Annotated in this window: 21 protein-coding genes; 12 read left to right on the forward strand and 9 right to left on the reverse strand. The window is 73.7% G+C overall.

Annotated elements, in window-relative coordinates; translation table 11 throughout:
• The first annotated feature begins 71 nt into the window (after positions 1 to 71).
• Entirely contained in the window at positions 72 to 1,106 is a 1,035-nt protein-coding gene (locus tag F8R89_RS26895) for an aldo/keto reductase (RefSeq protein WP_151786357.1), read from the forward strand.
• Positions 1,103 to 2,245, forward strand: coding sequence for a Gfo/Idh/MocA family protein (locus tag F8R89_RS26900; RefSeq protein ID WP_151786358.1), 1,143 nt, complete (start codon positions 1,103 to 1,105; stop codon positions 2,243 to 2,245). Before F8R89_RS26895 ends, F8R89_RS26900 begins: the two co-directional genes overlap by 4 nt.
• Here the strand turns inward: F8R89_RS26900 and F8R89_RS26905 are convergent.
• The 6 genes from F8R89_RS26905 to F8R89_RS26930 form a co-directional block, all read right to left on the reverse strand.
• Positions 2,231 to 2,800: a hypothetical protein gene (locus tag F8R89_RS26905; protein WP_192806242.1), complete on the reverse strand. Its 570-nt coding sequence runs from the start codon at positions 2,798 to 2,800 to the stop codon at positions 2,231 to 2,233. The genes F8R89_RS26900 and F8R89_RS26905 overlap by 15 nt on opposite strands.
• A gap of 3 nt (positions 2,801 to 2,803) precedes the next feature.
• Complete coding sequence (ctaD, locus tag F8R89_RS26910; protein ID WP_151786359.1) at positions 2,804 to 4,501, reverse strand: cytochrome c oxidase subunit I; 1,698 nt, start codon at positions 4,499 to 4,501, stop codon at positions 2,804 to 2,806.
• A 232-nt stretch (positions 4,502 to 4,733) separates the two neighbouring features.
• Positions 4,734 to 5,870: a DUF3103 family protein gene (locus F8R89_RS26915; RefSeq protein WP_225994502.1), complete on the reverse strand. Its 1,137-nt coding sequence runs from the start codon at positions 5,868 to 5,870 to the stop codon at positions 4,734 to 4,736.
• Between the two features lie 238 nt (positions 5,871 to 6,108).
• On the reverse strand, positions 6,109 to 6,384 hold the full coding sequence (locus F8R89_RS26920) for a DUF3253 domain-containing protein (protein ID WP_151786361.1): 276 nt from the start codon (positions 6,382 to 6,384) through the stop codon (positions 6,109 to 6,111).
• Between the two features lie 28 nt (positions 6,385 to 6,412).
• A complete protein-coding gene (locus F8R89_RS26925; RefSeq protein WP_151786362.1) occupies positions 6,413 to 7,321 on the reverse strand; it encodes a PDR/VanB family oxidoreductase in 909 nt (302 codons plus the stop codon).
• A gap of 12 nt (positions 7,322 to 7,333) precedes the next feature.
• On the reverse strand, positions 7,334 to 7,999 hold the full coding sequence (locus F8R89_RS26930) for an MSMEG_1061 family FMN-dependent PPOX-type flavoprotein (protein ID WP_225994503.1): 666 nt from the start codon (positions 7,997 to 7,999) through the stop codon (positions 7,334 to 7,336).
• A gap of 110 nt (positions 8,000 to 8,109) precedes the next feature.
• Between F8R89_RS26930 and F8R89_RS26935 the strand changes: the two genes are divergently transcribed.
• The 3 genes from F8R89_RS26935 to F8R89_RS26945 all read left to right on the forward strand — a co-directional run bounded on the left by F8R89_RS26935 (position 8,110) and on the right by F8R89_RS26945 (position 11,066).
• Positions 8,110 to 9,036, forward strand: a complete 927-nt coding sequence (locus F8R89_RS26935) for a LysR family transcriptional regulator (RefSeq protein WP_151786363.1) — start codon at positions 8,110 to 8,112, stop codon at positions 9,034 to 9,036.
• A 291-nt stretch (positions 9,037 to 9,327) separates the two neighbouring features.
• The gene (locus F8R89_RS26940; protein WP_151786364.1) at positions 9,328 to 10,062 is read left to right on the forward strand and encodes a HEAT repeat domain-containing protein; all 735 of its coding nucleotides are present in this window, start codon (positions 9,328 to 9,330) and stop codon (positions 10,060 to 10,062) included.
• Positions 10,056 to 11,066, forward strand: a complete 1,011-nt coding sequence (locus F8R89_RS26945) for a HEAT repeat domain-containing protein (RefSeq protein WP_151786365.1) — start codon at positions 10,056 to 10,058, stop codon at positions 11,064 to 11,066. Before F8R89_RS26940 ends, F8R89_RS26945 begins: the two co-directional genes overlap by 7 nt.
• A 9-nt stretch (positions 11,067 to 11,075) precedes the next feature.
• Here F8R89_RS26945 and F8R89_RS26950 read toward each other — a convergent pair whose 3' ends face one another.
• Together F8R89_RS26950 and F8R89_RS26955 are read right to left on the reverse strand one after the other, a co-directional pair.
• Positions 11,076 to 11,693, reverse strand: a complete 618-nt coding sequence (locus tag F8R89_RS26950) for a VOC family protein (protein ID WP_151786366.1) — start codon at positions 11,691 to 11,693, stop codon at positions 11,076 to 11,078.
• 84 nt (positions 11,694 to 11,777) lie between these two features.
• Positions 11,778 to 12,542 carry an SDR family oxidoreductase gene (locus tag F8R89_RS26955; RefSeq protein WP_151786367.1) on the reverse strand — a complete coding sequence of 255 codons (765 nt, stop codon included), beginning with the start codon at positions 12,540 to 12,542 and terminating at the stop codon, positions 11,778 to 11,780.
• A 359-nt stretch (positions 12,543 to 12,901) separates the two neighbouring features.
• On the opposite strand from F8R89_RS26955, the gene F8R89_RS26960 reads away from it, so the two are divergent.
• From F8R89_RS26960 to F8R89_RS26975, 4 genes are all read left to right on the forward strand, one after another.
• Positions 12,902 to 13,291, forward strand: coding sequence for a cell division protein SepF (locus F8R89_RS26960; protein ID WP_192806243.1), 390 nt, complete (start codon positions 12,902 to 12,904; stop codon positions 13,289 to 13,291).
• Positions 13,292 to 13,375: 84 nt separating this feature from the next.
• A complete protein-coding gene (locus tag F8R89_RS26965) occupies positions 13,376 to 14,623 on the forward strand; it encodes an ATP-binding protein (RefSeq protein ID WP_151786368.1) in 1,248 nt (415 codons plus the stop codon).
• A complete protein-coding gene (locus F8R89_RS26970) occupies positions 14,620 to 14,970 on the forward strand; it encodes a nucleotide pyrophosphohydrolase (RefSeq protein ID WP_151786369.1) in 351 nt (116 codons plus the stop codon). Before F8R89_RS26965 ends, F8R89_RS26970 begins: the two co-directional genes overlap by 4 nt.
• Positions 14,971 to 15,146: 176 nt before the next feature.
• Positions 15,147 to 15,617, forward strand: a complete 471-nt coding sequence (locus tag F8R89_RS26975) for a DUF6099 family protein (RefSeq protein ID WP_151786370.1) — start codon at positions 15,147 to 15,149, stop codon at positions 15,615 to 15,617.
• 288 nt (positions 15,618 to 15,905) lie between these two features.
• On the opposite strand, the gene F8R89_RS36885 is transcribed toward F8R89_RS26975, so the two are convergent.
• The gene (locus F8R89_RS36885) at positions 15,906 to 16,094 is read right to left on the reverse strand and encodes a hypothetical protein (RefSeq protein ID WP_151786371.1); all 189 of its coding nucleotides are present in this window, start codon (positions 16,092 to 16,094) and stop codon (positions 15,906 to 15,908) included.
• Between the two features lie 243 nt (positions 16,095 to 16,337).
• On the opposite strand from F8R89_RS36885, the gene F8R89_RS26985 reads away from it, so the two are divergent.
• The 3 genes from F8R89_RS26985 (at position 16,338) to F8R89_RS26995 (ending at position 21,447) form a co-directional block, all read left to right on the forward strand.
• Positions 16,338 to 17,261 carry an LLM class F420-dependent oxidoreductase gene (locus F8R89_RS26985; protein ID WP_151786372.1) on the forward strand — a complete coding sequence of 308 codons (924 nt, stop codon included), beginning with the start codon at positions 16,338 to 16,340 and terminating at the stop codon, positions 17,259 to 17,261.
• Positions 17,262 to 17,410: 149 nt separating this feature from the next.
• The gene (locus F8R89_RS26990) at positions 17,411 to 18,883 is read left to right on the forward strand and encodes a 3' terminal RNA ribose 2'-O-methyltransferase Hen1 (RefSeq protein WP_151786373.1); all 1,473 of its coding nucleotides are present in this window, start codon (positions 17,411 to 17,413) and stop codon (positions 18,881 to 18,883) included.
• On the forward strand, positions 18,880 to 21,447 hold the full coding sequence (locus F8R89_RS26995) for a polynucleotide kinase-phosphatase (RefSeq protein ID WP_151786374.1): 2,568 nt from the start codon (positions 18,880 to 18,882) through the stop codon (positions 21,445 to 21,447). The genes F8R89_RS26990 and F8R89_RS26995 overlap by 4 nt, the downstream gene beginning before the upstream one ends.

Genomic DNA, 21,447 nt, shown 5'->3' on the forward strand with positions numbered 1-21,447 from the left:
TGCCCGCCGCGGCGCCGTCCCCTGACGGCCACGCTCGCCACTCTCGTCACCTCATCCCGCCGGAAGGACCCATGCGAACCCGACCCCTAGGAACCGGCGGCCCCCAGGTCGCCCCCCTCGCGCTCGGCTGCGCCGGCATGTCCGACCACACCGGCCCCGCCGACGAGACCGACGCCCTCGCCACCCTGCGCGCCGCCCTCGACGCCGGCGTCACCCTCCTCGACACCGCCGACTTCTACGGCATGGGCCACAACGAGGACCTCATCCGCCGCGCATTGAGCGCCGCCGACCGCGAAAAGGCGGTCCTCAGCGTCAAGTTCGGCGCTCTGCGCGACCCCGACGGGCACATCGTCGGCGTCGAGGGCCGCCCCGCCCATGTGAAGAACGCCCTCGCCTACTCGCTCCGGCGCCTCGGCACCGACCACATCGACATCTACCGCCCGGCCCGGCTCGACCCCGACACCCCGATCGAGGACACGGTCGGTGCCCTCGCCGACCTCGTCCAGGCCGGGCACATCCGCCACATCGGCCTCTCCGAGGTGGGGCCCGGGACCATCCGCCGCGCCCACGCCGTGCACCCGATCCACGACGTACAGATCGAGTACTCCCTGTTCAGCCGGGACCCCGAGACCAACGGCATCCTCGACACCTGCCGTGAGCTGGGCATCGGCGTCACCGCCTACGGCGTCCTCGGCCACGGCCTGCTCACCGGCACCTACCGGCCGCCCGCCGGAGGCGACCCGCGCAGCTCATGGCTGCCCCGTCTCCGGCCCGGCCACCTCGCCGCCAACCTCGCCCTGGTCGACCGGCTGCGGCCGCTCGCCGACGCCCACGGCATCGGCGTCGCGCAGCTCGCGACCGCCTGGGTGCTCACGCGGAGCCAGGGCGACCTCACGGTCGTGGCCGTCCTGGGCGCCCGCCGGCCGCACCGCGTCGAGGAGGCCCTGGCGGCCGTCGACGTCACGCTGACCCAGGCCGACCTCGACCGGATCGACCAGGCCGTCCCGGCGGGCGCGGCGGCCGGAAGCCGTTACGCCGCACCCCTCATGGCCCTGCTGGACAGCGAACGCCCGGCCCACCCGATGAAGACAGGTGACGCATCATGACCGGAGGAACCGCGGCCGACTCCCCGCTCGCCGAGCAGGCCCGGGCCGGGAAGCCGATCGGCGTAGGGATCATCGGGCTGGGAGCGCGGGGGAGTTGGGCGGAGCGGTCCCATCTGCCCGCCCTGCGCGCCGTACCCGGCTACGAGGTGAGGGCCCTCAGTACCAGTTCCGCGCGGTCGGCGGAGCGCTCCGGGGTGCGGCACGGGGTGGCCCGTACGTTCGGGACGGCCGCCGAGCTGGTGGCCTGTGACGAGGTGGACCTGGTCGTCGTGGCGGTGAAGGTGCCGTACCACCGGGAGCTGGTGCGGACGGCGCTGGACGCCGGCAAGAGTGTGCTGTGCGAGTGGCCGCTCGGCAACGGGCTCGCGGAGGCCGAGGAGATGGAGCGGTGGGCCCGCGCCCGCGGCGTCCCGACGGTCGTCGGCCTGCAGGCACGGTCGCACCCCGCCCTCGCCCACCTGCGGGATCTCGTGGCCGACGGCTATGTGGGGGAGGTGCTGTCCACGACGATGGTCGGCTCGGGAGGCGCCTGGGGCGGCTCTGTCGGGCCCGGTGACCACTATGTGCTCGACGCCGCGAACGGCGCCACCCTGCTGACGATTCCCTTCAGCCACGCCCTCGACGGCCTCGCGTCGGTCCTGGGGGAGCCCGGGGAACTGCGCGTCCGGCAGGTGTCACGGCGTACGGCGGCCGTCGACACCGCGACCGGACGGCCCGTGCCGATGACCGCCCCGGACCAGGTGGTGGCCGAAGGAAGGCTGCCGGGCGGCGCGGTGGTCACCGTCCACTACCGCGGCGGCCTGTCCCGGGCCACCCCCTTCCGCTGGGAGATCAACGGCACCGAAGGCGACCTCGTCGTCACGGCCCCGGTCGGCCATCCGCAGCTCAGCCCGCTCACCCTGGAGGGCGGACGCGGCTCGTCCACCGCACTGGAGCCCCTGGCGGTGCCGGAGCGGTACGTCCGCGTCGCGGGGCTGGACGCCCGGGCCGACGCGGCGGCGTACGCGGTCGCCCACGCCTACCGGCAGTTCCTGGACGACCTGCGGGAAGGCACGTCCCGCGTCCCCGACTTCGCGCATGGTGCCGCCCGGCACCGCGGCATCGCAGCCGCCGTCATGGAGGTGTCACCGGAGGCGTGAGCGTTCTGCCGGGAAGCGGGCCCGGCGGCGGGTCGTGCGGGTGTGGGCCACGGCCAGGGTGAGGAAGAGGGTGAAGACGGCGGCCGGCGCCGTGACCGCCGCGAGCCGGTCCGAGGTGTCGTCGAGACCCACGGCCAGCCGGACCGCCGCCGTGACGGCGGCCGCCGCCAGCCCTGTGCCGACGAGGACGGCGACGGCGTACCGGGATCGGTCGGCCGGCGGCAGCGGCAGGCCCGAACCGCCCAACTCCCGCCACCGGCAGGCGGCTTCCCGGACCTCCCTCCGCCGGGTCACCATCGCGACTGTCCGCAGGACGGCCGTGACCAGCAGGCCGGCGACGGCGGCGCCGCACGGGATCCACCACGCCTCGGTCAGGAGCAGCAGTACGGCGGTGATCGCGGCCGTGCTCCAGCCGCTGACGCAGGACGCCGCCGCGGTGCGGCGCGAGCGGGGCCGGTCGGCGCCCGCCCGCAGATCGGCGAACGCCGGGACGTACCAGACCCAGCCGGCCGCGGTCACCGTCGCGGTCCCCAGGGCGAGAACGGCGTGCGGCACGGCCTACCTCGCCGCCTGGCCGAGTCCGAGCGCGGCGATCTCCGGGTGGTGCAGGTCGAACGCCGGGGACTCGGAGCGGATCCGGGGCAGGGTGCGGAAGTTGTGCCGGGGCGGCGGGCAGGAGGTGGCCCACTCCAGGGAACGGCCGTAGCCCCAGGGGTCGTCGGCCGTGACCGGCTCGCCGTACTTCGCGGTCTTCCAGACGTTGTAGAGGAACGGCAGGAGGGAGAGGCCGAGGAGGAACGACCCGATGCTGGAGAGGGTGTTGAGGAGGGTGAAGCCGTCGGCCGCGAGGTAGTCGGCGTAGCGGCGGGGCATGCCCTCGGCGCCCAGCCAGTGCTGGACCAGGAAGGTGGCGTGGAAGCCGACCGTCAGCGTCCAGAACGTGATCTTCCCGAGTCGTTCGTCGAGCATCCTGCCGGTGAACTTCGGCCACCAGAAGTGGAACCCGGCGAACATCGCGTACACGACCGTGCCGAAGACCGTGTAGTGGAAGTGCGCCACGACGAAGTACGAGTCGGAGAGATGGAAGTCCATCGGCGGCGAGGCCAGGATGACGCCCGTCAGGCCGCCGAAGACGAACGTGACCAGGAAGCCGGTCGTCCACAGCATCGGCGTCTCGAAGGACAGGCTGCCCTTCCACATCGTGCCGATCCAGTTGAAGAACTTCACGCCGGTCGGCACCGCGATCAGGAACGTCATGAAGGAGAAGAACGGCAGCAGCACCCCGCCCGTGGTGTACATGTGGTGCGCCCACACGGTCACGCTGAGGCCCGCGATCGCGATGGTCGCCGCGATCAGACCCATGTAGCCGAACATCGGCTTGCGCGAGAAGACCGGGACGACCTCCGAGACGATCCCGAAGAACGGCAACGCCAGGATGTACACCTCCGGGTGGCCGAAGAACCAGAAGAGGTGCTGCCACAGCAGGGCCCCGCCGTTGGCCGAGTCGAAGACGTGCGAGCCGAACTTGCGGTCGCACTCCAGCGCGAACAGCGCGGCCGCGAGGACCGGGAAGACGATCAGGATCAGTACGGCGGTGAGCAGCACGTTCCACGTGAAGATCGGCATCCGGAACATGGTCATGCCGGGGGCGCGCATACAGATGATGGTCGTGATGAAGTTGATGGCACCCGCGATCGAGCCGAAGCCGGACAGGGCGACGCCCATGATCCACAGGTCGGCGCCGAGCCCCGGCGAGTGCACGGCGTCGGACAGCGGCGCGTACAGGAACCACCCGAAGTCGGCGGCGCCGCCCGGCGTCAGGAACCCGAACGCGGCGATCAGCGACCCGAACAGGAACAGCCAGTAGGCCAGCATGTTCAGCCGGGGGAACGCCACGTCGGGCGCGCCGATCTGCAACGGCATGATCCAGTTGGCGAAGCCGGTGAACAGCGGCATCGCGAACATCAGCAGCATGATCGAGCCGTGCATCGTGAACGCCTGGTTGAACTGCTCGTTCGACATGATCTGCAGCCCTGGACGGGCGAGTTCGGCGCGCATCAGCAGCGCCAGGACACCGCCGACGACGAAGAACGCGAACGCGGTGACCAGGTACAGCGTCCCGATCCTCTTGTGGTCGGTGGTCGTCAGCCACTCCACCCACGTCGGCCTGGCCGGCGCCCCCTCCACCCGTCCGGCCGCCGGGGCCGCGGTCTGCGGACGCCGGGTCCCCACCTGTCGTATCTGTGCCTCGTCCACCGGACGACGTCCCTCCCACTGTGCTCGCGTCACGGGCACGGCCGGGAAGTGCTCGATGCGGGTCTGAGCGGGCCCTTCCCGGCCGCGCTTCATGATCGGCGGAGGGGGGCGGGGGGCCGGTAGGGCCCAACGGCCCTGTTCGGGGGGCCGGGTGGGGGCCGACGTGCGGCCCCTGCCCCCGCGGAGCCGGCCGCCACCCGGCCCGCGCGGGGCCGGGTGGCGCTTCGGAGGGTCAGAGTTCGGACACGAAGTACCGCTCCACCGTCATCCGCGCGTTCGCCGAGGCGCCCGTGCGGGTGCCGGTGGTCTCGCGGGCCAGGGTGTAGAACGCGTCGACGTAGTCCGGGTCGTCGGTCCACCAGGACGCGGGCATGGCGTCGATGATGGCGTCGACCAGCGGGATGTACGCGCCCTGGTCGGTGATCGTCAGCAGGACCGCGGCGAGTGCCTTGGCCAGGGACGAGTAGTTGGTGTCGCCGTCGTCCTCCATGAGGACGACGTCGGCCAGGTTGTACTTGTAGTTCGACCAGTTGACCAGGATCTGGCCCGGGTAGTACGTCGTGCCCTCGTCGTCGAGGTACGGCATCGTGACCGTGTCGACGCGGACCTTCCCGTCCGTGCCGAAGCCGGTGACGAGGCCGAACATCTCCGCGTCGCCCTTGAACCACGGCTCCTTGACGTCCGCCACGCTGATCGACTTGATCCGGGTCGTCCAGAAGCCGGAGGCGGCCGCGGATGTGCTGAGGCCTGGGCTGGACAGGCCCCGGGCGGCCAGTTGCCTGTCGATGACCTTCAGGCCGGCCTCCAGCGCCGTCTGCCCGTCGACGCCGACGACGTAGACGGGCCGGTCCGGCGCCTTCGTCGCGTCCAGTTCGTGCGCCTTGCCCGCGCTGTCGTACGCCACGACGACCCGGGCGTCCTCGGACGGTGCCGACGCGACCAGCGGGGTGGTGCGGGCGAGGTCGGCCGCCTTCGCCGACGGGCCGGCGAGGCTCACCCGGAGCAGGGGCGGCGCCTCCGTGCCGAGGCCCTTCGCGCGGGCCACGTCCGACTCGGCGCCGGCGAGGGTGCTCCGGAACGTCTTCACGGACGCGGTACGGGACTTCGCCGTCAGGGCCAGCAGGTCCACGTCCTCGTCGGCCAGCGTCGCCGCCGCGACCTGCTTGCGCCAGGCGGGCTCGGCGAGCGTGCGGGCGAACGCGCGGGCCGTCGTGGCCTCGATCCCGGCGACGGGCGAACTCTTGGCGGGGGCGGAGGCCGGTGCCGTGGGGGCGTCGGCCGCCCCCGCGGTTCCCTGAAGGGTGGTCAGGGCCAGGCCGCTCAGCGCGAGCGCGGTCAGAGCCGCGCGGAGCCGTCTCTCAGCGAACAACTTGTCCTCCATGCATGGGCGTTGCCCGAGTGGGGGGCATGCCGGAAGTACCGCCGTGCGGCGCACGACGGCCGTGCTCGTGCGAGTGCGGCTTCAGTGTGGCGGCTGTTCGTCTACGCGGATAGATGGCCGGGGGGCGGTTCATGGCCAAAGGTGGCCGAGTGCCGGGAAGATTCCGCGTGACAGGTTGCGGACAGGAGCGGGGGCAGGAGCGGGGGCAGGGGTGCGGGGGAGATCGTCACCAGCCCGCGCGGCGGATGCGGAGGGGGCCGCGGGCCTCGTCCTCCGCGACGGGCCGGCCGCCCTGGGTGACCTCGACCCTGCCCTCCGCCACCAGCCGCCAGGCCGCCCGGCGGGCCGGTTCCATCAGGGCCCGCCAGCCGTCGTCGTCCCCGTCGTACACGGCACGCGCGGCGTCGGACGGGCAGATCGACGACGTGGCCGCGCGGCGCTCCAGCAGGCCGATGATGGCCCGCTCCATGCGCCGGTCGAGCTGCCGGTCCGTCTCCGTCACGCCCTCCAGTGTGGCACCGTCCCGCCCGTCACAGGTCCAGGGTGAGCCTGGCCGAGCGCGCCCGCGAGACGCAGGCGTACATCCGGCCGGGCGGTGCGCCGATGTCGTCCCGGTGCTCCGGTTCGCCGTCCAGGAGCACGACCTCGCAACTGCCGCACACCCCCTCACGGCACCCGGACGGCACCGGGAACCCCGCGTGCCGCAGCGCGTCCAGCAGGGAGTCCTCCGCCTCGACGCGGACGTCGCGGCCGGAGCGGGCGCAGCGCACGTCGAACGGCTCGTCCGGCGCGAACCCCCTCCGCGCCGGCCGGAACCGCTCCACGTACAGGCGCTCCGGCGGGAACACCGCTTCCGCCGCGTCGAGCATCGGCGCCGGGCCGCAGCAGTACACGAGGGCCCCCGGGCCCAGCGCCGCCGCCTCCGCGGCGAGGTCGGGCCGGCCGAGCTCCTCCGTGGCATGGACGCGGACCCGGTCGCCGTGCGCCGCCCGCAGCTCGCCGGCGAACGGCATGCTGTCCCGCGACCGGCCCACGTACAGCAGCCGCGCCGAGGCCCCCGACGCGACGGCCGCCCTCAGCATGGGCATGAGCGGTGTGACGCCGATGCCGCCCGCCACGAACAGGTACTCCGGCGCGGGCAGCAGGGGGAAGGTGTTCCGGGGCAGGGAGACGTCGACCGGGTGCCCCTCGCCGAGGTACAGGTGGATGTACTCCGAGCCGCCCCGGCTGAGCCGGTCGTGCCGGACGGCGACCCGGTACGTCTCCTCGTCGTCCGGGTCCCCGCAGAGCGAGTACTGCCGGGTCAGCCAGTTCGGCAGGGACAGGTCGACGTGCGCGCCGGGCTCCCAGGGGGCCAGCGGGCCGTCGGCGCCCCGCAGACGCAGGGACACGACGCCCCGTGCGACGGGCTCGGCCTTCTCGAGGACCGTGCGTTGCATGGTCGGACCCCCCTAGTACAGACGCCGGTAGTCGTGTTCGAGCATCTCGGTCAGCACGGCCGGATCGGCGTCGACCCGCATCTGGTCGGCGGCGATCTCCCCGATCGACGGCAGCTCGTCCGCCAGGGCCTGGCTCGCCGGATCCCACATCCGGGAGCGGATCAGCGCCCGGCCGCAGTGGAAGAAGACCTCCTCCACGTCCACCACGATCGCCAGCCGCGCCTCCTTCCCGTCGACGCGCATCCGGGCGAGGACCTCCGGGTCGTCGGTGGGGTAGGCGCGGCCGTTGACCCGCAGCACCTCCCGCACGCCGGGGACGATGAACATCAGTCCGATCCCGTCGTTCTCGGCGAGGTTGCGGAACGAGTCGGCGAGGTTGTTGCCCGGCCGGTCGGGGATCGCGAGCGTGCGCTCGTCCAGCACCTTGACGAACCCCGGGTGGTCGCCGCGCGGTGAACTGTCCGGCAGCCCGGCCGCGTCCGACGTGGCCAGGGCCGCGAAGGGGGAGTGGGCGATGAAACGGCGCGCGTGATGGCCGAGCCGGTCGTGGTTCTTGCGCTTCACCAGGTCCCCGGGCTCGCCGATCCGGGCCCGCACCTCCGCGAAGGTCATGCGCCGCGGGCGGCGCTCCCGGGCGACGGAGTCTCCGTCCGCCGCCGGGACGTCACGAGTGATCATCAGGTCCGCCTTCCAGTCGCTGGGGTGTCCACGACCGACCGTAGGAACGGACACCGATTCCGACCAGTGCAACCTTGATACAGACTCTTTCCGATCCTGATAATCGACGGGTGGACCACGTCGACCTGAACCTCATCGAGGCCCTGGACGCCCTGCTCGCCGAGAACAGCGTGACCAGGGCGGCGGAACGGCTGCACACCTCGCCCCCGGCCATGAGCCGCGCCCTGGCCCGGCTGCGGCGTGCCTTCGGCGACCCGCTCCTCGTACGGGCCGGACGCGACCTCGTACCGACGCCCAGGGCGCTGGAACTGCGCGGCGAGGTGCAGGCGGTCACCAGCCGTGCCCGCGCCCTGTTCGCGCCGTCGGGCACCGCCGACCCGCGCACCGCCGTCCGCACGTTCGACCTGCAGGTCGGCGACATGCTGTCCACGACGTTCATCCCGCGCCTCCTCGACGACCTGCGGGCCGAGGCGCCCGGCATCTCCCTGCGGCTGCGCCCGGAGAGCCTGGAGGACACCCCGGCGCTGCGCGAGGGCCTGGTGGACCTGGAGGTCGGGATCGTCCGGCAGGGGCACCCGGAGATCCGCTCCGAGACGCTGCTCACGGAGACGCTGACCGGCGTCGTCCGCCCGGACCACCCCCTCGCGAAGGCGCGGACGGTGACACCGCGACGCTTCGCCGCCGCCGACCACGTCGTGGTGTCCCGGCGCGGCCGGGCGCACGGCCCCATCGACGAACGGCTCGCCGAGGCCGGGCTGAGCCGGCGCGTGGTCGCCGTGGTCCCCAGCGTGGCGACCGCCCTCTTCCTGACCCGCGAGACCGACGTCGTCGGCGTCGCCCCGGCCGGACTCGGACGGTCCATGCTGCGCACGCTCGGGCTGCACACCTTCCCGATCCCGCTCGAACTGCCGCCCCTGACCGTGGGCATGGCGTGGCACCCCCGCAACGACCACGACCGCACCCACCAGCTGCTCCGCGCCCGCACCCGCCACATCATGACGACGGCGCCGGACGGGGCGGGGGGCGTCGGGCCCTGAACGGTGGCGCGAGCCGGTCACGACCTCGCCGCGCGAGCCGGGGGTGAGCTAGGACCGTCGCGTGGGCCGTGAGCCTGCCTCCACCCCGCCGCGTGGGCCCTGAGAGCCGGCCACCACGCGCCGCGAGGACTGCGATCCGGCGACCGCCTCGCCGCGAGGACCGCGATCCACCCCACCCCGTCGCGACGACCGCGATCGGCCCCCACCCCGTCGGCCCCCACCCCGTCGGCCTCCACCCCGCCGGGAGCACCGCGCGCCTTGACCTTCACACGGTGGCAAGGTGTCCCCTGGGTGCAGGAGGTGGTCCCGATCGACCCGACACACACGACCCCGCACACCGCCCGCCTGAGCGCTGCCCTGGGCGCCGACGACCCGTCGGTCCGGCTCAAGGCGGCCCTGGCGGCCGGCTCGTCCGCCGACCCCGGCCTGCTGGACGCCCTGGTCGAGCGCTGCGCGGTCGAACCGGACTTCTTCGTACGGGACATGCTGTCCTGGGCCCTGACCCGCCTGCCGTCCGGTCCGACCCTGGCCAGGGTCCGGCGGGAACTCGACGCCGACCGTGCCCAGGCGCGCGCCCAGGCCCTGCACACGCTCTCCAAGATCGGCGACAGGACCGCGTGGACATGGATCCCGCGCGCGCTGCTGCACGACCGGGACGACGAGGTGGCCCGGACGGCCTGGCGTGTCACGGTCGCCCTCGCACCGGACGACGAGGAGACCCGCGTGGACCTGGCCGGTGAACTGGTCCGGCAGCTGGGCCGCGGCGACCGGGCCGTACGGCTGAGCCTGAGCCGGGCGCTCATCGACCTCGGGGAGGTGACCCGGCCGGCCCTGGAGCGGGCCGCCGCCGGCCCCGACCCGGCGGTGGCCACGCACGCCGCCGCCACCGAACTGCTCCGCGAGCGCCCGGAGACCGGTTTCGACGCGGTGGTGGACGAGGCCAAACGGATCGTCGCCCTCGGCCCGGAGAGGGCCGCCCGGCCCGCCCCGGACCCGACGGCCGCCCAGGGGACCGCCCCATGCTGATCGGTGAGGTCGCCCGGCGCTCCGGGGTCAGTGCCCGGATGCTCCGGCACTACGACGCCCTCGGCCTGGTGCGGCCCACCGGGCGGACCGTCGGCGGGTACCGCGAGTACTCCGCCGAGGACGTGCGCCGGATCTTCCACGTGGAGAGCCTGCGGTCCCTCGGCCTCTCCCTCCACCAGGTCGCGCAGGCGCTGGGCGACCCGGCCTTCACCCCGGACGCCCTGGTCGGCGACCTCATCCGGTGGACCCGGGAGCGGCTGGACCGGGAACGGGAACTGCTCGAACGGCTCCATGCCATCGACGCGTCGGCCCCCGCCGACTGGCAGGACGTCCTGCGGGTCGTCGCCCTCATGCAGGGCCTGGACTCACCCCATGCCGCGCGCCGGCAACAGGCCGTCCTCGCCCGGCAGGACGACGTCCCCGTCCCCGCCGAGCTGCTGGCCAAAGCCGTCCTGGCCGAGCCCGACCCGGTCGTGTCGGGCGCCCTGCGCTGGGCGCTCGCGCGGGCCGGGGACGCCGGGGTGACCGCCCTGGCCGCCGCGTTGCACGACGACGACCCCGCCGTCCGGCTGCGGGCCGTGCGGGCGCTCACAGACCTGGCCGAGGTCCCCCAGGCGGCGGCCGCGCTGGAGGACGCGCTCGCGGACCCGGACCCGGCGGTCCGCCGCCCGGCCGCCCTCACGCTGGGCCGCCGGGGCACGACCGCGGCCGTACCCGTGCTCGTCGGCATGGTGGTCGACGGCGTCAACGACGTCGACGCGGCGGACGTCCTCGGCGCGCTGTCCGAGGACCCGGCCTGCGCCGACCGCGTCCTGGCCGCCCTGACCGGCGAACTCGCCGCCCCCGGCGCCGACTCCGCGACCCGTATCCGTCTCACGCAGGCGCTGGTCGAACTGCCCGGTCCCGGCGGGCGCGAGGTGCTGGACCGGCTGTCCCGGGACGGCGACCCCGCCGTCGCCAGGGTCGCCGCGGCCTTCGCCAAACTGCTCGAAGAACGTCCGTGAGGTGCGCCTCTAGTCCGGCAGCTCCGCCCCCGACTGCTCGGCGACCATGTACCGGGCGTACCAGTCCGGCCAGTCGGGGTCCTCCGCGCCGGTACGGGCCTCGTGCTCGCCGTGCGCGGCGGCGGCCCGGCGCAGGGCGCCCGCCAGGTCGTCGGCCGACGCGAACGCCGTCGTCGAGGGGTCCAGTCGGCCCGGCAGCCGGGTGGTGATCTCCTGGAGCACGTACCCGTTGCCGTCCGGGTCGCTGAACGACAGGAACGAGCCGTAGCTGCCGCGCTGCGGGTCGGGGCCCGGCACCCGCGCGTCCGTGCCGCCGTGGTGGAAGACGCCCCCGGCGTCGTGGAAGATCTCGCTCGGTTCGGCGCCGTTCCGTTTCAGCTCGCTGTGGGCCGCCTCGATGTCGTCGACCACCAGGTGCAGACCCCGTGCCGTGCCCGGCGCTTGCTCGGTCACGTTGGTTCCGAAGATGACCGACGCCGGTGAGCCCGGAGGGGTCATCTGAACGACCCGGAACGAGTCGTCCGTGGGGACGTCCGCGTCGAGCCGCCAGCCCAGCGCCGTGTAGAAGTCCTTCGCCCGGTCGACGTCGGACACCGGCACCACGACGACCTCGAGTTTCATGTCCATGGTTGTGGGGCTCCCGTCTCGGAGGGCGGCGGGGCGCGGGGCGGACGACGGCTGGGTGCGGCCGTACGCCGGCACGTCGGGCGCTCAGTGCGCGACGAGCTGCTGGCCGCCGTCGATGTCGTAGGTGGCGCCGGTGAGGGCGCCGTTGGCCATGATGTGCAGCGCGAGGGAGGCGACGTCGCCCGGTCCGACGACCCGCCCGATGGGCAGTGTGCGGCGCAACTCCTCGCGGCGCTCCTCAAGTCGCTCCCCGAGGAGGGACGCCGACAGGGGCGTGTCCACGAAGCCCGCGGCGAGGAGGTTCACCCGCACCGGGGCGATCTCCACGGCCAGGTTCGCGGCCAGCGCGGGCAGGGCCGCGGTGAGCGCGCCGATCACCGCCATGCCGGGGGCGGGGCGGCGCGCACCGGTCCCGCCGATGAACAGCAGCGTCCCGCCGGGCCTGACCTTGTCCCGGCAGGCCCGTCCCGCCGCGAGCAGCATCGCGAGCCGCGCGCCGAAGTCCCGGCCGCCCGCGGTCAGATCGAGGTCGGCGAGCGGGGTGTACGAGGGGCTGCCCGCCGTCACCATCACGTGGTCGACCTGACCGGGCAGCTCCCGCAGGAATCCCTCCAGACGGTCGGCCTCCATGGCGTCGAACGCGGCGGTGCTCAACGGCTTCAGCTCCTCGGCGGCCCGCTCCAGACGCCCGGGGTCGCGGGCCGTGAGGATCACGTCGCCGCCGGCCGCCCGCACCTGCCGGGCGGTCTCCAGGCCGATGCCCGAACTGCCGCCCACGACCACGACCGTCTGCCCGGCGGGCCCGCCCGGCACCGGGGCAACCGCCTCCGCCTCGTCGCTCGCTGTCACCAGAAGTCACCGCCGTCCGCACGTCCGACCATGAGCCCGGGGCTGGGGGCGTACCAGGGCCGTTCCTGTGTGCCCTGGACTTTTCCGCCCGTATCCGGGCTCTTCGCCACGGACTGCCCGGCCCGAGCCATCAGTCTGTCACCCGTCCGGCGGAGTCGCACGCGGGCCGGGCAAGGGTCCGGGCGGTCCGGGTACCCGTGCCCGGCGAGCCGTCCCGGCACCGCCGCCGACGCCGTCCGCGTCCGGCGACGACGCGCCCGATGCGGTCGCGGGCCGTGTCGGTGTTGGGCCGAACGGGTGACTTGGCGTAAGAATTGGCTGGTGCAGGCATTGAGGGCGAGTCAGGTCGGGGTGAGCCGGTGAACAGCTACGACGTCACCGATGAACAGTGGGAGGGGCTCGCCCAGGTCGTGCCTTTGAGGGGGCGTGACGCCTGGCCGTCGGCGGTGGACCACCGTGCGATGCCAGAGGCGGTGACCGAGCCGCGCCGGCGTTTCGTCGTCCTGCGGGTCAACGTCTTCGGGGACGCCCGCGAGGTCGCCGAGACCCTGATGGCGGGCATCCCGGTGCTGCTGGACCTGACGGGCGCGGAGAACGAGGTCGCCAAGCGGGTGCTCGACTTCAGCACCGGCGTGGTCTTCGGCCTGGGCAGCGGGATGCACCGCGTCGACCGGAACGTGTTCCTGCTGACACCGCCCGGCACCGAGGTGAGCGGGCTGATGGAGACGGCCGGCGTCCCCGGCGCCTGAGGCACCTCCCGGTGTACCCCGTTCGTAGGAAGCCCGCGAGGGTGGAACGGTTCGCCTGAGGACGGCGGCTCTACGGTCCCCGGCATGGGCCTTTCCTCTGTCTCCGGTGCCGTGTCCGTGCCGCCCCAGGGCCGTCGGACGGGGGTGGCGGCACACCCGCCCAGCCCCGCCCCGGCGGACGAACCCGCCGAGGAGCGTCCGGGCGAAGGCCCGCCCGACCCGCCCCGGCCCCACGTCGTCGAACTGCGGCTGTCCGCGTTCGCCGGGCACCGCCGTGCCGTGTTCCCGCTCGGCCCGTGCACGTTCCTCGCGGGACCCAGCGGCTCCGGCAAGACGACCGCGCTGCGGGCGTACGAGGCACTCGCCGGGCTCGCCGGCGGCCGGACCGTCGGGGAGGCGTTCCCCGACCCCGCGGCCTGCGTCCCGGAGCGGGCGCGCCCGGACGCCCAGCGGCGGCGGGGCTTCCGTATCGGCTGCACCGCCGACGGCCCGGAGGGCCCGGTGCGGCTCGACGTGGCCGTGCAGGCGGAGCCCGAACTGCGGATCGTGGGGGAGCGGTTGACGGCGGGCGGTGTCGTCCTCCTGGAGACGGCCCTGCGCGACCCGGGCCGGCGCAGTGTGCAGGCCGCCTGGCACACGGCCGGGCAGACCCCGGTGACACGGGCCCCGCTCCCCGACGACCGGCTCGGCACCGCGCTGCTGCCGCTGCGGGTGGCCGGGACGACGGACGGGCAGCGGCGGGTCCTCGCGGCGGCCGAGCAACTGGTGGTGGCGCTGCGCTCGGTGTTCGTCTGCGATCCCGTGCCCGAACGGATGCGGGCCGAGGTCCCGGTCGGCTCCGGACGGCTGCTCGGCGGCTGCGACAACCTCGCCGACGTGCTGTGGCGCACGCGCTCCGAGTGCACACGACGGCACGCCCGGCTCGTCGCCGCCGCCCGCGCGGGATGCACCGGCCCGGTGACGGACGTCGCCGCCGAACTGCTGCCGGACGGGACCGTCCGCGCCCTGCTCGACCGGGGCGACGGCGTCCGCACCGCGCTCGGCCGGCTCGGATACGGCGAACTGCGCTATCTGGCGCTGTCGCTGGTGCTGCTGACCGGACCCGGTGTCCTGGAGGTCGACCCGGTCCGCGAGGTGCCCGCCGCCCTGCAGACGCTGGGCGTCCTCGCGGACGGCCTCGACCGGGGCCTGGACCCCGTGCAGCGATCCGAGTTGACGGGGCTCGCGGCGCGCATGGGGGCACGGGGGCACATCCGGCTGGTCGGGTCGGTCAGCGACCCCTCGGGCCTGGCGGAGACGGACGGCGTGACGGTGGTACACCTGAAGGCGTGACCGAACCCCTCGATGTGGCCGGACTCCAGCGCAGGCTCGCGGAGTTCGCCGCCGCGCGCGACTGGCAGCCGTACCACACGCCGAAGAACCTCGTCTCCGCGCTCGGTGTGGAGGCCGCCGAACTCCAGGAGATCTTCCAGTGGCTGACCCCGGAGGAGTCCGCCCGCGTCATGGACGACGCCGATACGGCGGCCCGGGTGCGGGACGAGGTCGCGGACGTCCTGGCGTATCTGCTCCAGCTGTGCGAGGTGCTCGGCGTCGACCCGCTGGCCGCGCTGGACGCGAAGATCGACCGGAACGAGCGGAGGTTCCCGCGTCCCGGCGAGCGTCCTCCACCCGCTGAGTGAATAGTTCCACTTTCACTCTCCGTGGCGGATCGGCGGCCCGTATCCGAAAAGTTGTCCGCAGATTTCCGTCTTCCTCTGGCTTTTCGTCTCAACTCCCTTCACTCTGGGTAATGAAGCAGGGAGTTCGGGGTTCAGGTGGACGTGTGGGCAGCGCGTCCAGACGGACGGGGACTGCGATGGACGCGGTGCGGCTGATCGTGAACAGCAGGCGAGCGCTGGCCGGCAGCGGCGGCGCGCCGGACATCATGACCGAGGTGTGGCAGGCCCAGGCACTCGCGCAGGCCATCGGCAGCCGGCTCGCCGTCTACGGACCGCCCGAACTGCGCGGTGAGGCCATCGGGTTGACCGAGCTCGCGGGACGCGGCTGCGGCGTCCTGGAGATCCCGGACCTCGCGGAGGGCGCGTTACGCGCCGCCCAGCTCACCGAGCTGGGCGACGCGCGGCAGGCCCTGATGAACCTGGGCAGCCTTCTGGGCGAGGCCGGGATCGCCCTGGTCGGCGTGGCCAGCTCCGCCGACGACGAGACGACGTACTGGCGCTGCATGGAGGCCATCGACGCCGCCGACGAGTCCCGCGACCGCGTCCTGGAGATGCTCCGCAGACTGGCGGACCGAGACGAGGTCCTGGCGGACCGGGAGGCGGGCTGACTCCTTGCACCCCCTTCGGCCCCGGCACGGCGCCGGGCCGTCCCCCGACGGGGCTCGAACCGGACCGCACCCCTCGGTCCGCCCGTCTGGGACCGACCTCATCGGGCCGCCCGTCTGGGACCGACCTCATCGGTCCGCCCCTGGGTCCGCCCCTCGGTCCGGCCACCGGGACCGGCTCCCTCGGACCGACCGGCCCGGCCCCTCACGCCGGGCCCCCGGCGCCGGCCCTCACGCCAGCCCCTCACGCCAGCCCCTCACACCGCCCCCCCCGGCCCGCCGCCCGCGTCGTCAGCCAGCCCCCTCCGCCCCTGGCCCCGCACCCCGTAAGCCGCCCCCGCCCCCCGATGACTGGAGATCGGCGTCCAGCGCCGACAAGTCGGCGTTCAGGGCCGCCATCAGTTCCTCCATCTGCTCCAGCAGCCCCTTCGGGCGACCGGTCCCCCCGCCACCCGCCGGTGGCTCGAACTCCTCGGACACGACGGCCTCCTCCGACCCGCGGCCCCCCCCAACGGCAGTGGGCCGGCACAGGACACCCCGGCGTCGACCGGCCGGGGAGAGAGCCGGGTGGTCCGGCTCCGTCCGGGCCAACGATCATCGTCCGGGCCGGTCACCGGCCGCGCGGCGGACGGCCACGGCACCGGCGGGATTCACCCGACCGTGGCAGGGGAGCGCGCGGGGCCCCGGGCGGCCGGAGTGCGCGCGGGCGTGCAGGATGGAGGCATGGATCTCCGTATCTTCACCGAGCCCCAGCAGGGGGCGACCTACGAGACGCTGCTCACCGTGGCGAAGGCCACCGAGGACCTCGGGTTCGACGCCTTCTTCCGCTCCGACCACTATCTGAAGATGGGTGACGTGGACGGCCTGCCCGGCCCCACCGACGCCTGGATCACGCTCGCCGCCCTCGCCCGCGAGACCCGGCGCATCCGCCTCGGCACCCTGATGACCGCCGCCACCTTCCGGCTGCCCGGTGTGCTCGCCATCCAGGTCGCGCAGGTCGACCAGATGTCCGGCGGACGCGTCGAACTCGGCCTCGGCGCGGGCTGGTACGAGGAGGAGCACAAGGCGTACGGCATCCCCTTCCCGAAGGAGAAGTTCGGGCGTCTGGAGGAGCAGCTCGCCATCGTCACGGGGCTGTGGGAGACCAAGCTCGGCGAGACCTTCGACTTCCAGGGCGAGTACTACACGCTCACCGACTCGCCGGCCCTGCCCAAGCCTGCCCAGGACCGGATCCCGGTGCTCATCGGCGGCCACGGCGCCACCCGCACGCCTCGCCTCGCGGGCCGGTACGCCGACGAGTTCAACATGCCGTTCGCCTCCATCGAGGACTCCGAGCGGCAGTTCGGCCGGGTCCGCGAAGCCGTCCGCGCGGCCGGCCGCCGCCCCGAGGACCTCGTCTACTCGAACGCCCTCGTCGTCTGCGTCGGCAAGGACGACCAGGAGGTCGCCCGCCGCGCCGCCGCCATCGGCCGCGAGGTCGACGAGCTGAAGGAGAACGGGCTGGCCGGTTCGCCCGCCGAGGTCGTGGAGAAGATCGGCCGCTACCAGGAGGCCGGTTCGCAGCGGATCTACCTGCAGATGCTCGACCTGCACGACCTCGACCACCTGGAGCTGATCTCCGCCCAGGTCCAGTCGCAGCTGTCGTAACACCCACCGGACCCTCGCGTCCGCACGCCCCGGGGAGGAACGGGTCCCCGGGGCGTCGTCGTGCGCCCGAAATTCCCGGGTGCCGTCGGCGCCCGCTCGATACGGTGTGCGTATCCGCAGTTCAGACCACTACGTCAAGGTCTTCCACCGTGTTCCTGACCCTCACCACCACCGGCACCCCGGAGCGCCCGGCCACCGATCTCGGTTACCTGCTGCACAAGCATCCCGAGAAATCGCAGGCGTTCTCCACCTCCTTCGGCACGGCCCACGTCCTGTACCCCGAGGCGGATGCCGAACGCTGCACGGCGGCGCTGCTGCTGGAGGTCGACGCGGTGGCGCTGGTCCGGCGCGGCAAGGGCAAGGGACGGGGCGGCGCCCCCGACGCGGCGCTCGCCCAGTACGTCAACGACCGTCCGTACGCGGCCTCTTCGCTGCTGGCCGTGGCGCTGAGCGCGGTGTTCTCCAGCGCGATGCGGGGCGTGTGCACGGCCCGCCCGGAGCTGGCCGCGCGTCCGCTTCCGCTGCGCGTCGAGGTGCCGTCGCTGCCGGCGCGGGGCGGCGTCGCGCTCGTACGGCGTCTGTTCGAGCCGCTCGGCTGGGACGTCACCGCCGAACCGGTGCCGCTGGACGAGCGGTTCCCCGAGTGGGGCGACTCGCGCTACGTCCGGCTCGTCCTGGAGTCGGCGACCCTGACCCTCGCCGAGGCCCTGCGGCACCTGTACGTGCTGCTCCCCGTCCTCGACGACGCCAAGCACTACTGGGTCGCCCCCGACGAGGTCGACAAGCTGCTGCGCGCCGGTGAGGGCTGGCTGCCGGACCACCCCGAGCAGAAGCTGATCACCAGCCGCTACCTCGCGCGCCGCTGGTCGCTGACGCGGGCCGCGATGGAGCGGCTGGAGCTGGTCCGGCTCGCCGAGACCGACGACAGCGAGGTCGAGGAGATCGACAACGCGGTCGCCGAGGAGACGGAGACCGAGGAGAAGCCGGCCCCGCTCGCCGTGCGGCGCCGCGAGGCCATCCTCACCGCGCTGCGGGCGGCCGGTGCCACCCGTGTGCTCGACCTCGGGTGCGGCCAGGGCCAGTTGGTGCAGGCGCTGCTCAAGGACCCGGCGTACACCGAGATCGTCGGCGTCGACGTGTCGGTGCGGGCGCTCACGATCGCCGGGCGGCGGCTGAAGCTGGACCGGATGGGGGAGCGGCAGGCCGCGCGCGTGAAGCTCCTCCAGGGCTCCCTCGCCTACACCGACAGCCGGCTCAAGGGGTACGACGCGGCCGTGCTCAGCGAGGTCGTCGAGCACGTCGACCCGCCCCGGCTGCCCGCCCTGGAGTACGCGGTGTTCGGCGCGGCCCGCCCCCGCACCGTCCTCGTGACCACGCCGAACGTCGAGTACAACGTCCGCTGGGAGAGCCTGCCCGCCGGGCACGTCCGGCACGGCGACCACCGCTTCGAGTGGACGCGCGAGGAGTTCCGCGCCTGGGCCATGGCTGTCGCCGAACGGCACGGCTACGGCGTGGAGTTCGTACCGGTGGGACCCGACGATCCCGAGGTGGGGCCGCCGACGCAGATGGCCGTGTTCGCACGTGACGTGACCGACGGGAAGAAGGAGGCGAAGGCCGCATGACCGAGAACCGGACCGAGAACCGGACCGGGACCGCGAACGGGCGGGTCCTGCCCGTCACCGACCTCTCCCTCGTCGTCCTCGTCGGCGCCTCCGGCTCCGGCAAGTCGACGTTCGCCCGCTGGCACTTCAAGCCCACCGAGGTGATCTCCTCCGACTTCTGCCGGGGCCTGGTCGCCGACGACGAGAACGACCAGAGCGCCAGCCGCGACGCCTTCGACGTCCTGCACTACATCGCGGGCAAGCGCCTGGCGGCCGGCCGCCGCACCGTCGTCGACGCCACCAACGTGCAGCAGGACGCGCGTCGGCAGCTCATCGAGCTCGCCAAGCGGTACGACGTGCTGCCCATAGCCATCGTGCTCGACGTGCCCGAGGACGTGTGCGCCGAGCGCAACGCGGCCCGCACGGACCGCGCCGACATGCCGCGCCGCGTCATCCAGCGGCACATCCGCGAACTGCGCCGCTCCCTGCGGCACCTGGAGCGCGAGGGCTTCCGCAAGGTGCACGTCCTGCGCGGCGCCGACGAGGTGGAGCACGCGTCCGTCGTCACCGAGAAGCGCTTCAACGACCTCACCCACCTCACCGGGCCGTTCGACATCATCGGTGACGTGCACGGCTGCGCGTCCGAACTGGACGCGCTGCTCGGCAAGCTGGGCTACGTGGACGGCGTGCACCCCGAGGGCCGTACCGCGGTCTTCGTCGGCGACCTCGTCGACCGCGGCCCGGACAGCCCGGGCGTCCTGCGGCGCGTGATGGGCATGGTCAAGTCGGGTCAGGCGCTGTGCGTGCCCGGCAACCACGAGAACAAGTACGGGCGTTTCCTCAAGGGCCGCAACGTCCAGCACACGCACGGACTCGCCGAGACCATCGAGCAGATGGAGGGGGAGAGCGAGGAGTTCCGCGCCGAGGTGCGGGAGTTCATCGACGGGCTCGTCAGCCACTATGTGCTCGACGGCGGCAGGCTGGTCGTCTGCCACGCCGGTCTGCCCGAGAAGTACCACGGCCGTACCTCCGGCCGGGTCCGCAGCCACGCCCTGTACGGCGACACCACCGGCGAGACCGACGAGTTCGGGCTGCCGGTGCGCTACCCGTGGGCGGAGGACTACCGGGGCCGCGCGGCCGTGGTGTACGGCCACACCCCGGTCCCCGAGGCCACGTGGCTGAACAACACCATCTGCCTGGACACCGGTGCCGTCTTCGGCGGCAAGCTGACCGCGCTGCGCTGGCCGGAGCGCGAGCTGGTCGACGTGCCCGCCGAGCAGGTCTGGTACGAGCCGGCCCGGCCGCTGCGCACGGAGGCCCCGGGCGGGCAGGACGGCCGGCCGCTGGACCTGGCCGACGTGCACGGACGCCGTGTGGTGGAGACCCGTCACCACGGTCGGGTCGCGATCCGCGAGGAGAACGCGGCGGCGGCCCTGGAGGTCATGAGCCGTTTCGCGGTCGACCCGCGGCTGCTGCCGTATCTGCCGCCGACCATGGCGCCGACGGCGACCTCGGCGGTCGACGGCTACCTCGAGCACCCCGTGGAGGCGTTCGCGCAGTACGCGGCGGACGGCGTCGAGCGGGTCGTGTGCGAGGAGAAGCACATGGGCTCGCGGGCCGTGGCCCTGGTGTGCCGCGACGCCGAGGCGGCGCGCCGGCACTTCGGCGTGGCGGACGGCGTGACCGGCTCCCTCTACACCCGCACGGGCCGTCCGTTCTTCGACGACCCGGCGGTCACGGAGGCGATCCTGGACCGGCTGCGCACGGCGGCCGGCGAGGCCGGTCTGTGGGCCGAGCTGGAGACCGACTGGCTGCTGCTCGACGCCGAGCTGATGCCGTGGTCGCTGAAGGCCGCCGGGCTGCTGCGCTCGCAGTACGCGGCGGTCGGTGCCGCGGCCGGAGCGGTGTTCCCCGCTGCCCTCGCCGCGCTGGAGGGCGCCGCAGGACGGGGCGTCGACGTGTCGGCGCTGCTGGCGCGCCAGCGGGAACGGGCGTCGGACGCGGCCGCGTTCACCGAGGCGTACCGCCGTTACTGCTGGACGACGGACGGCCTGGACGGCGTACGCCTCGCGCCCTTCCAGCTCCTGGCCGTCCAGGGCCGCAGCCTCGCCGGGCTCCCGCACGACGAGCAGCTCGCGCTCCTCGACCGGCTCGTGGAGCACGACGGCAGCGGTCTGCTGGGCACCACCCGGCGCCTGTACGTCGACACCGGTGACCCGGAGTCGGTCCGGGCGGGCGTCGACTGGTGGCTGGAGATGACCGGGCGCGGCGGCGAGGGCATGGTCGTCAAGCCGCTCGGCGCGGTGGTGCGCGACGGGCGGGGCCGGCTGGTGCAGCCCGGCATCAAGTGCCGGGGACGCGAGTACCTGCGGATCATCTACGGCCCGGAGTACACGCGCCCGGAGAACCTGGAGCGGCTGCGCAAGCGGTTCCTGAACCACAAGCGCTCCCTGGCCCTGCGCGAGTACGCGCTCGGTCTGGAGGCCCTGGACCGGCTGGCCGGGGGCGAGCCGCTGTGGCGGGTCCACGAGGCGGTGTTCGGGGTGCTGGCGCTGGAGTCGGAGCCGGTCGACCCGCGGTTGTGA

The organism is Streptomyces sp. SS1-1, assembly GCF_008973465.1.
GTDB lineage: Bacteria > Actinomycetota > Actinomycetes > Streptomycetales > Streptomycetaceae > Streptomyces.

Bases quoted from the DNA above. Each gene is read 5' to 3' on its own strand.
- F8R89_RS26945 (WP_151786365.1), top strand. From the start codon at position 10,056: ATGCTGATCGGTGAGGTCGCCCGGCGCTCCGGGGTCAGTGCCCGGATG.
- F8R89_RS26925 (WP_151786362.1), bottom strand. From the start codon at position 7,321: ATGCAACGCACGGTCCTCGAGAAGGCCGAGCCCGTCGCACGGGGCGTC.
- F8R89_RS26985 (WP_151786372.1), top strand. From the start codon at position 16,338: ATGGATCTCCGTATCTTCACCGAGCCCCAGCAGGGGGCGACCTACGAG.
- F8R89_RS26995 (WP_151786374.1), top strand. From the start codon at position 18,880: ATGACCGAGAACCGGACCGAGAACCGGACCGGGACCGCGAACGGGCGG.
- F8R89_RS26930 (WP_225994503.1), bottom strand. From the start codon at position 7,999: ATGATCACTCGTGACGTCCCGGCGGCGGACGGAGACTCCGTCGCCCGG.
- F8R89_RS26900 (WP_151786358.1), top strand. From the start codon at position 1,103: ATGACCGGAGGAACCGCGGCCGACTCCCCGCTCGCCGAGCAGGCCCGG.
- F8R89_RS26965 (WP_151786368.1), top strand. From the start codon at position 13,376: ATGGGCCTTTCCTCTGTCTCCGGTGCCGTGTCCGTGCCGCCCCAGGGC.
- F8R89_RS26950 (WP_151786366.1), bottom strand. From the start codon at position 11,693: ATGGACATGAAACTCGAGGTCGTCGTGGTGCCGGTGTCCGACGTCGAC.
- F8R89_RS26895 (WP_151786357.1), top strand. From the start codon at position 72: ATGCGAACCCGACCCCTAGGAACCGGCGGCCCCCAGGTCGCCCCCCTC.
- F8R89_RS26975 (WP_151786370.1), top strand. From the start codon at position 15,147: ATGGACGCGGTGCGGCTGATCGTGAACAGCAGGCGAGCGCTGGCCGGC.